The 9,401-nt window shown below is 76.3% G+C and carries 7 protein-coding genes, 1 tRNA gene and 1 pseudogene; 3 read left to right on the forward strand and 6 right to left on the reverse strand.

Features of this window, described 5'->3' with window-relative positions; translation table 11 throughout:
* Positions 1-95: 95 nt before the first annotated feature.
* Positions 96-1,370 carry a YveK family protein gene (locus tag GTR00_RS07785; RefSeq protein WP_166611063.1) on the forward strand — a complete coding sequence of 425 codons (1,275 nt, stop codon included), beginning with the start codon at positions 96-98 and terminating at the stop codon, positions 1,368-1,370.
* A 93-nt stretch (positions 1,371-1,463) separates the two neighbouring features.
* Here the strand turns inward: GTR00_RS07785 and GTR00_RS26320 are convergent.
* A pseudogene (locus GTR00_RS26320) lies at positions 1,464-2,789 on the reverse strand (glycosyltransferase family 4 protein); the annotation flags it as partial.
* On the opposite strand from GTR00_RS26320, the gene GTR00_RS07800 reads away from it, so the two are divergent.
* Both GTR00_RS07800 and GTR00_RS07805 read left to right on the forward strand, forming a co-directional pair.
* Entirely contained in the window at positions 2,698-3,609 is a 912-nt protein-coding gene (locus GTR00_RS07800) for a glycosyltransferase (protein ID WP_166611064.1), read from the forward strand. The pseudogene GTR00_RS26320 and the gene GTR00_RS07800 overlap by 92 nt on opposite strands.
* A 423-nt stretch (positions 3,610-4,032) precedes the next feature.
* Entirely contained in the window at positions 4,033-4,980 is a 948-nt protein-coding gene (locus GTR00_RS07805; protein ID WP_166611065.1) for a hypothetical protein, read from the forward strand.
* 99 nt (positions 4,981-5,079) lie between these two features.
* Here GTR00_RS07805 and pth read toward each other — a convergent pair whose 3' ends face one another.
* The 5 genes from pth to GTR00_RS07830 all read right to left on the reverse strand — a co-directional run bounded on the left by pth (position 5,080) and on the right by GTR00_RS07830 (position 9,290).
* Positions 5,080-5,676, reverse strand: coding sequence for an aminoacyl-tRNA hydrolase (pth, locus tag GTR00_RS07810; RefSeq protein ID WP_166611066.1), 597 nt, complete (start codon positions 5,674-5,676; stop codon positions 5,080-5,082).
* Between the two features lie 28 nt (positions 5,677-5,704).
* Positions 5,705-6,373, reverse strand: coding sequence for a 50S ribosomal protein L25/general stress protein Ctc (locus tag GTR00_RS07815; protein ID WP_166611067.1), 669 nt, complete (start codon positions 6,371-6,373; stop codon positions 5,705-5,707).
* Positions 6,374-6,590: 217 nt separating this feature from the next.
* Positions 6,591-7,568, reverse strand: coding sequence for a ribose-phosphate diphosphokinase (locus GTR00_RS07820; RefSeq protein WP_166611068.1), 978 nt, complete (start codon positions 7,566-7,568; stop codon positions 6,591-6,593).
* On the reverse strand, positions 7,565-9,112 hold the full coding sequence (glmU, locus tag GTR00_RS07825) for a bifunctional UDP-N-acetylglucosamine diphosphorylase/glucosamine-1-phosphate N-acetyltransferase GlmU (protein WP_166611069.1): 1,548 nt from the start codon (positions 9,110-9,112) through the stop codon (positions 7,565-7,567). Before glmU ends, GTR00_RS07820 begins: the two co-directional genes overlap by 4 nt.
* Before the next feature lie 106 nt (positions 9,113-9,218).
* Positions 9,219-9,290: transfer RNA gene (locus GTR00_RS07830), tRNA-Gln, on the reverse strand.
* Positions 9,291-9,401 lie beyond the last annotated feature (111 nt).

Below are 9,401 nucleotides of genomic sequence, written 5' to 3' on the forward strand. Positions count from 1 at the left end.
CCCTCCCCCCGCCCGGCCCCGCGCACCCCGGCGGGCCGCACCGAACGCACAGCAACCCCGATGAGCAGGAGAGTGGTAGGACAGTGGGAACGACGATGCTGCAGGCACTGCGGCGCAGGTGGTGGGTGGTCCTGCTGTGCGCGCTGGTCGGCCTCGGGGCCGGTGCCGCCGCCGCCGCGGTGGTGCCGCGCGCGTACGCCTCGACCACGCAGGTCTACGTCTCCCTGGCGCCGGACGCCACCGCCAGCGACGTGCTGAACTCCTCGACGTTCGTCGAGCAGCGCGCCCAGACCTACGCGGAGCTGGTGCAGGGCGAGGCCTTCGAGCGCGCGGTGCGCGACGCCACCGGCGCGGCCACCGCGCCGGAGCTGTCCGCGCAGATCCGCGACAACACCGTGCTGCTGGCCATCACGGCCGAGGCGTCCACGGCGCGGCTGGCGCAGACCGAGGCGGACACCGCCGCGACGCTGCTGATCCAGCGCGCCGGCCAGCTCGAGGCCCGCAGCGACGGCACCGCCTCGCTGCAGCTGCGCGTGGTGGAGGAGGCCAACCTGCCCGAGGTGGCCGGCTTCCCGACCCCGCCGGTGCTCATCGTGCTCGGCGTCCTGGTCGGCGGCGCGATCGGCGTCGCGGCGGCCGTCGCCGCGGCGCGCATGAACGCGCGGCTGCGCCGCCGCGCGGACCTGGAGGACTCCGCGGCCGCCGACCGCTCCACCTGGCTGGCCCCGCAGCACCCCGGCCAGGGCTCGGAGGAGCACGCCTCCACCCTCGTGGCGGTGCACCGCCAGCTGGTGACCGCGGGCGGCACCGACGGCCAGGCGGTCGTCGTGGCCGGCTGCACCCCCGACGACGCCGCGACGGCGCGCGCGGTGGCCGAGGAGACGGCCGGCACCCTCTCGCGCGCGGGCGTCTCCGTGGCGCTGGTGCTGCTGGACGACTTCTCCCGGCGCCCCGGCCTGAGCGACCTCATCGAGGGCACCACCGCCCCGGGCGTCGTGGCGGTGCCGCGCGCCGACGCGGTGCGCGTGCTGGAGGCCGGCTCCAAGCCGCTGCGCGTGTGGAGCGCCACGAACGCCGAGGTGGAGTCCACGCTGAAGCTGCTGTTCAACGAGGTCAACGCGGTGATCGTCGTCGCTCCCCCGCTGATCAGCGCCCAGCCGTTCCCGGCCACCGCCTACGCCCGCGCCGCCGGCGCGGTGCTTCTCGTGGGCACGCAGCGCGGTTCCTCGCGCCGCGACGTGGAGACCGCCCTGGAGACCACCGACCGCTGGGGCGTGCGCTCGCACGCGGTCCTCGCGCCGCGCCCGCCGGCGCAGCACACCCGCGCGGAGGAGCCCGTGCGCGACCGCACCACCGTCGCCGCGCGCTGACGGCGCGGGGTCGGGGACGACGAGGTCGCCGGCGAAGCGGCGGATCCCCAGGTCCTCCAGGCCCTCCACGGCGTGCCCCTCCAGCTCCTTGCGCAGCACCTCGTCGAGCAGCATGCGGCGCAGGTTGGCCGCCAGCGCCGGCACGTCGCCGGGCTCGGACAGCAGCCCGGACACGCCGTCCTCGACGAGGGTGGGGATGCCCCCGGCCCGGGTGGCGACGGGGGCCAGGCCGGCGGCGCGGGCCTCGGCGAGCACGAGCGCGGCCACCTCGCGGCGCGAGGCCAGGACGAAGACGTCGGCGGCGCGCAGCCACGGGGCCGGGCGCGGGTGGAAGCCGACGACGTGCACCCGGTCGGCGTGGGGCGTGGCGGCCACCGCCTGCTCCAGGCGCCCGCGGTCCGGGCCGTCGCCGACGAAGTACAGGTGGGCGTCGGGGCAGTCGGGCAGGACCGTCCCGAAGGCCTCCAGCAGGTCGAAGACGCCCTTGTGCTCGTACATGCCGCACACCGTGACGACGGCGGGGTGGTGCACGTCGGGCGCCTCGCCGACGGCGGTGCGCGAGCGGGCCCCGCCGAGGATCCCCTGCCGGACCACGTCCAGCTCGCGCCAGCGCCCCGGGCGCAGGGAGGGCAGGCGTGCGGAGCCGTGGAAGGCGATGACGCGGTCGGCCAGGGCCATGGCCCGCACCCCGCGCTTCTCCTCCAGGTGCAGGGTCGCCACGAGGGCGTAGGGGCGCGGCCAGCGCGCTCCGGCGAGCACGGCGCCGGTGAGGTTGTGCACGTGCACGACGTCCGGGCGCACCCGGCGCACGAGGCGGTGGAACCCCGCCGCGGCCCGGGCGATGGACGCCGGCGTGCGCTGCTGGTCGATGAGGTGGTGGACGACGCCCTCGGCCTCCAGGACGGCCACCTGCTCCCCGCCCGCGCTGGCGACGTGGACCTCGTGGCCGAGTTCGCGCTGCGCGCAGGCGAGGTCGACGGTGGAGTTGTTGATCCCGTTGCCGAGGTCGGCGACGTCGTTGAGCAGGTGCAGCACCTTGAGCGGCCGCTCGGTCCCCGACCACGGCGCCGGGGGCGGGGAGGGGTTCTGGCTCAAGGGGTCACGCTCCTGGCGGGGTCGACGTCGGTGGTGTCGGCGGCTCGGCCTCGACCGGCCAGACTCTACCGTCCGGTCATTGTTCGTAGACCGTGCGCGACGAACCCGGGCACCCGGGTGGGTGGTCCCCGCGAGAACCGGTGCGCCCGGGCACCGGGTGGCACAATGCCGCCGTGCTCCTGCCCGTCCAGATCGCCGCCCGCGCCGCGCGGCCCGTCCCGGCCGGCGCGCGGTGAAGCCCCCGCAGCCCGGGGAGGGCCTGTCCGTGGTGGTGCCCGTCAAGGACGGGGCGGCCACGATCCGCCGGCAGCTCAGCGCGGTCACGGCCGGGGCGGGGGTCCCGCTGGAGGTCGTGGTGGCCGACAACGGCAGCACCGACGGCACCGCGGACGTGGTGCGGGACTTCGCGCGCGAGCACCCCGGCGTGCGCGTGGTGGACGCCTCCGCGCGCCCCGGGGTGTGCTTCGCGCGCAACACCGGCATCGCCGCGGCCACCCACGAGGCGATCGCGGTCTGCGACGCCGACGACGTCGTCGCGCCCGGCTGGGCCGACGCCATGGCCTCGGCGCTGCAGCGGCACGCCTACGTGGGCGGCCCGCTGGAGTACGACCTGCTGAACCCCTCCTGGGCCTCCGCCGTGCGGGGCCGGCCCATGCAGGACGGGCTGCCGGACCTGGCTTCCGAGGGCGGCCCGCCGTGGCCGTACGTCATCGGCGCGAACCTGGGGGTGCGCCGGTCCGTGCACGAGGCGGTCGGGGGTTTCGACGAGGACCTGCTCACCGGTGACGACAACGACTACGCGTACCGCCTGCGCCTGCAGCAGGGCGTCCACCCCGCGTGGGAGCCGGGGGCGGTCGTGCACTACCGGCTGCGCGCGGACCTCACCGCCCTGCGGCGCCAGGCGCAGCACTACGGCCGCGGGCTGGCGGGGCTGGTGGACCGCTACGCCGAGCACTGGCCGAGCCCGCCGCGCCCCCGCGGGTCGCTCGAGCGGGGCGCGCGGGCGCTGGCGCGCGCGGCGCTGGTGCGCGACCGCGCCGGCGTGGGCAACTGGTTCTGGCACCTGGGCTGGGACGCCGGCTACGCCGAGGCCGTGGCGCGCCTGGGCACCCGCCCCGCACCCCGGGCAGGCGCGGTCACCTGAGCGCCGGGCGCCTCCAGCGCGAGCACCGCGGGCCGCCGCTCACCCGTGCGGCGCAGCGGACTGCCTCCTGCGGGGGGTCTTCGCCCGGTATTCACCTGCGCTCGACCCGCTCTGTGAGAAGATCTCTGCGCTCGCTGGGGGGTGAGCGCGGGCGGGGGTCCCGAGCCGGTGCCGTCGCGCACCGCCGTCGGCGCTCCGCGCCCGGGGACCGAGCACGGGGGAACGGGATGCGCGGCGAGCGCACGCTGCACGACGCACGGCACCGGGGCTCCTCCGGTCGCGCGTGCCCCTGCCCGGGGTGACGACCACCCCCGCGGGGGCAGCGCACGGGGAAGAAGGTGGACCAGCCGGCGGCGCCAGGGGGCGCAGCGGCGCGACGGGTCCCGTGGAAAGGGACCGGGGGGAACGACTGTGAAGATCGCGATGCCTCTCACCGAGGCGGTCGACAGGACCACGCACACCACGCACGGCGGCACGAGCGCCGCGCCGGACACCGCCGCCGCTGCCGGCGCACCCGCCCGCGACGGCGCCGCACCGGTGCAGGCCGCGCCGCGCCGCGGCGCGGTCGCGGTGTGGCGCGAGGCGCTGTCGACGCTGCGGGACCTGGCCCCGCTGCGCGAGGACCCCGCGGCCCTGCAGTTCGGCGGCGCGGAGTTCGCGCGGGTGGCCCGCTACCTCGCCGAGGTGCAGAGCGCGCCCGGCGGGCTCACCCGCCTGGCCACCGCCGTGCGCCGCGCCGACGACTCCGCGCGCGCCGTGCGGCTGCTGGCCCTCCTGCCGCGCGAGCGGGTCGCGGTGTCCTCCTCCCCCGCGGGCGAGGAGGTGTGGGGGTTCCTCAGCAGGACCGTCGCCGGCGTCGCGCTGCCCCGGCCGGCGCAGGCGGTGCTGACCCTGCCGGACACCCTGCAGGAGCACCTGCGCGGGCGGTCCCGGCAGGCGCTGCGCACCGGCCTGAACCACGCCAAGAAGGCCGGCCTGCGCTGCACCGAGCTGCTCACCGCGCAGGAGCGCTCCTCGGCGCTGCAGGAGCTCACCGTCGCCCTCGACGGCGACTTCACCGGGCACGAGAGCCTGCAGGGGCAGCACCCGCGCTGGTTCGAGGCGCGTTCCGCGGACGGCGACCTCGTGGCCCTCGGGCTGGTCCTCATCGACGCCGAGGTCGCCATGCTGCGCTTCCTGGTCAGCGTCGACGACCGCGCCTCCAGCGACGCGCGCTACGCCCTGCACACCCGCATGGTCGAGGAGGTCATCGCCTCCGGGGTGCGCACGCTGGTGGTGCACAGCCCGTTCGGCTGGCCCGCCGGCCTGCACCAGTTCCAGCGCATCCTGGGCTACCGGATCGTCAACCTCCTCGTCTCGCGGCGGGGTTGACGGACCACCCCGCGGGGTGGCGGTGCGGGCAGGGGCCTGGGGTTCCTCGAGGAACCCCGGGCCCCTGCCCGCACCGGGCGCCGGCCGGGCCGCGGCGGGTCAGCCGGCGGCGTGGAAGCGCTGCTGGGCGGCTTCGAGCCCCTCCAGCACGAGCTGCTCCACGGCGTCGGCGGCGTCGGAGACCAGGAACGGCAGTTCCCTGCGCTCGACGGTGGAGAACTCCTTGAGCACGAAGTCCGCCGGGTCCTGCCGGCCGGGCGGGCGGCCGATGCCCACGCGCACGCGCGCGTAGTCCTTGCCGCGCAGCGACTGCGAGATCGAGCGCAGGCCGTTGTGGCCGCCCTCGCCGCCGCCGCGCTTGAGGCGCACGGCGCCGAAGGGCACGTCCAGCTCGTCGTGGACGACGACGAGGCGCTCCAGCGGCACGTCGTAGTACTTGGCCAGCCCGGCGACGGGGCCGCCGGAGAGGTTCATGTACGAGGTGGGCGCGGCCAGCACCGCGCGCGGCCCGGGCACCCCGCCGGGCCCGGTGCCCAGGCGCACCTCGGCGACCCGGGCACCGGTGCGGTGGCGCTTGAACGGGGTGGACGCGCGGCCCGCCAGCTCGGCGAGGACCACCTGCCCGACGTTGTGCCGGGTGCGCTCGTACTCGGGGCCGGGGTTGCCCAGCCCGACGACGAGCCACGCGTCGCTCACCGCGGTCCCCCGGTGCTGCGGGGCCGGGTCAGGACTCGGTGGAGCCGGTGGGCTCCGAGGAGCCCGAGGACTCGCCGCCCTGGTCGTCGGAGTGGCTCTCCTCGCGCACGATGCCGGCCTCGGCCTCGAGGGACTGCAGCTCCGCCTCGACCTGCGCGGCGCTGGCGGCGGCCTGCACGACGACGACGAGCTGCTCGGGGTCGCCGGCCAGGGTGGCGCCGGCGGGCAGGGTCACGTCGCCGGCGGCGATCTGCGCGCCCGCCTCGAGGCCCTCGACGGAGACCTCGAGGGTCTCGGGCAGGTGGGTGGCCTCGGCCTCGACGGACAGCGTCGTCAGCTCCTGGTTGACGATGGTGTTCGCGTCGGCCTCGCCGGTCAGGGCCAGGGCGACGTCCACGGTGACCTTCTCGCCGCGGCGCACGACGAGCAGGTCGACGTGCTCGATGAAGCCCTTGACCGGGTCGCGCTGGACGTCCTTGGGCAGCGTCAGGTGGCGCTCGCCCTCCAGCTCGATGTCGAAGAGCGCGTTGGCGTGGCGCAGCGCGATCATCGTGTCGTGGCCCGGCAGGGTCACGTGCAGCGGGGCCTCGCCGTGGCCGTAGACGACGGCGGGGATCTTGTCGGCGCGGCGGATGCGGCGGGCGGCGCCCTTGCCGAACTCGGTGCGCTTCTCGGCGGACAGCTGGGTCTCGGCCACTGGGGCCCTCCTCGGGTCGTGGGTGTTCACGCAGACCCCGGGAGGGCACGACACCGCGCCCACCGCGTCGATCACGGAGGACCGGGTGCTGGACCCGCGTCGTCCCTCGCCGAGGCAACCGGACCCCACTCTACCGGGAGCCGGCACCGCCGCTGAACGCGCGCGGGCCGCCCCGCGCGTGCGCGGGGCGGCCCGGTGCCGCTGGGGAGCGGGACGGTCAGCTGTGGCCGTCGAAGAGGCTCGTGACCGAGCCGTCGTCGAACACCTCGCGGATCGCGCGGGCCAGCAGCGGGGCGATCGACAGCGTCGTCAGCTGCGGGAAGTTCTTCTCCTCGGTGATCGGCAGGGTGTTGGTGACCACCAGCTCGGAGATCGGGGAGTTCTTCAGCCGGTCCACCGCCGGGCCCGAGAGCACCGCGTGGGTGGCGGTGGCGATGACGTCGGAGGCCCCGTTGGCCTTCAGCGCCTCGGCGGCCTGCACGATCGTGCCGGCGGTGTCGATGAGGTCGTCGACGAGCACGCAGGTGCGGCCCTCGACGTCTCCGACGACCTCGTGCACCTTCACCTGGTTGGGCACGTTGGGGTCGCGGCGCTTGTGGATGATCGCCAGCGGGGCGCCCAGGCGGTCGGACCACAGGTCGGCCACGCGCACGCGGCCGGCGTCCGGGGACACGATCGTCAGGTTCGAGCGGTCGACCCGCTTGCCGACGTAGTCGGCCAGGATCGGCAGCGCCCACAGGTGGTCGACGGGGCCGTCGAAGAAGCCCTGGATCTGCGCGGTGTGCAGGTCCACCGACATCAGCCGGTCCGCGCCGGCGGTCTTGAACATGTCCGCCACCAGGCGCGCGGAGATCGGCTCGCGCCCGCGGCCCTTCTTGTCCTGGCGGGCGTAGCCGTAGAACGGCGCGACCACGGTGATGCGCTTGGCGGAGGCCCGCTTCAGCGCGTCGACCATGATCAGATGCTCCATGATCCACTGGTTGACGTTCGCGGTGTGGCTCTGGATGACGAACGCGTCGGCGCCGCGCACGCTCTCCTCGAAGCGCACGTAGATCTCGGAGTTCGCGAAGTCGTAGGCGCTCGTGGGCACCAGCTCCGCCCCCAGCGCCGCCGACACCTCCTGCGCGAGCTGCGGGTGCGCGCGCCCGGAGATGAGCACCATGCGCTTCTCGCCCTGCGTGGTGATGCCGGTCATCGCTGTGTCTCCCTGCCCTCGGTGGTGGCCCCGGTGCCCTTGGTGGTGCCCGTGCTGCCGGCGTCCCGCGCCGCCCGTGCGCCCGCGCGCAGCGCCGCCTCGGCGGCGGCGGTGCCGGGGCGGTTGCGGACCGTCCAGCCCTCGACGTTGCGCTGCGGCGCCACGCTGATGGCCAGCGCCCCGGCGGGGACGTCCTTGCGGACGACGGTGCCGGCGCCGGAGTAGGCGCCGTCGCCGACGTTCACCGGCGCGACGTACATGGTGTCCGAGCCCATGCGCACGTGGTCGCCGATGGTGGTGCGGGCCTTGTTGACCCCGTCGTAGTTGACGAAGACGGAGGCGGCGCCGATGTTCGAGTGCTCCCCGATCGTGGCGTCGCCGACGTAGGACAGGTGCGGCACCTTCGAGCCGCGGCCGATCTCGGCGTTCTTCGTCTCGACGAACGTGCCGATCTTGCCGTCCTCGCCCAGGCGGGTGCCCGGGCGCAGGTACGCGAAGGGCCCCACGTGCGCGCCGGCGCCCACGACCGCGGAGCTGCCGTGGGTGCGCTCCACGACCGCCCCGGCACCGACCTCCACGTCGGTGAGGGTGCAGTCGGGGCCCACGACGGCGCCGGCGGCCACGCGGGTGCGCCCGTGCAGCTGCACGCCCGGCAGCAGCGTCGCGTCGGCCTCCAGCTCCACGTCGGCGTCCACCCAGGTGGTGCGCGGGTCCACGACGCTCACGCCGGCGAGCATCCAGCGGTGCAGGGTGCGCGCGTTGGCCTCGGCGGCCAGCTCGGCCAGCTGCGCGCGGTCGTTGACGCCGCGGATCTCCCACACGTCGTGCACGGCCAGCGCCTCCACGCGCAGCCCGTCGGCGCGCAGCAGCCCCAGCACGTCCGTCAGGTACACCTCGCCGGCGGCGTTGTCGCGGCCCACGCGGGCCAGCGCCGAGCGCAGCGCGGCGGCGTCGAAGGCGTACACGCCCGAGTTCACCTCGCGCACCGCGCGCTGCTCGGCGGTGGCGTCCTTCTGCTCCACGATGGCGCTCACGCCGTGCGCGTCGCGCAGCACCCGCCCGTAGCCGGTGGGGTCCTCCAGCTCGGCGGTCAGCACGGTCATCGCGTTGCCGCCGGCGGCGTGGGTGGCGACCAGGCGGCGCAGGGTGGGCGCCGACAGCAGCGGCACGTCCCCGTAGGTGACCACGACGGTGCCGGCGAGGTCCTGCGGCAGGGCGTCCAGGCCGCACCGCACGGCGCGCCCGGTGCCGGGCACCTCGTCCTGCAGGGCGACCAGGACCCCGGCGTCGGCGGCGCGCACCGCCTCGGCGACCCGCTCGGCCTGGTGGCGCAGCACCACGACCAGGTGCCCGGGGCCGGTGGCGCGGGCGGCGGCGAGCGCGTGCCCGAGCAGCGGCCGGCCGCCGAGGGGGTGCAGGACCTTCGGCAGGGCGGACCTCATGCGGGTGCCCTCGCCGGCGGCCAGCACCACCACGGCGGCGGGGGAGGTCTCGGCGGGGGGGTCCGCGGGTGCGGTGACGACGGGGTTTCCAGGGGTGCTCACGCGGGGCGCGCTCCTCGCGGGCTCGGGGCGTCGGAGGCCGGGCCGGGAGGTCGACCCAGGGCCGAGGATAACGGGCCGGTCGCGCCCGGCCGACCACCCCGCTCCGCTCCCGGGAGAGGATTCGAACCCCTACTGGACGGGACCAAAACCCGCCGTGCTGCCGTTACACCACCCGGGAGGGCCACCGGGCCCGCGCCGCGGGCCGGGTGCGGGCCCATCCTGCCAGCCCGCGCCCCCGGCCCGGTCCGGCCCTCGCGCGCACCGGCCCGTCACCCGGTCGGCGCAGCGC

The organism is Kineococcus indalonis (assembly GCF_009906395.1).
Taxonomy (GTDB): domain Bacteria; phylum Actinomycetota; class Actinomycetes; order Actinomycetales; family Kineococcaceae; genus Kineococcus; species Kineococcus indalonis.

Excerpts from the sequence above, each read along its gene's own strand:
- GTR00_RS07785 (WP_166611063.1), top strand. The coding sequence starts at position 96 with ATGCTGCAGGCACTGCGGCGCAGGTGGTGGGTGGTCCTGCTGTGCGCG.
- GTR00_RS07805 (WP_166611065.1), top strand. The coding sequence starts at position 4,033 with ATGCCTCTCACCGAGGCGGTCGACAGGACCACGCACACCACGCACGGC.
- GTR00_RS07820 (WP_166611068.1), bottom strand. The coding sequence starts at position 7,568 with ATGACCGGCATCACCACGCAGGGCGAGAAGCGCATGGTGCTCATCTCC.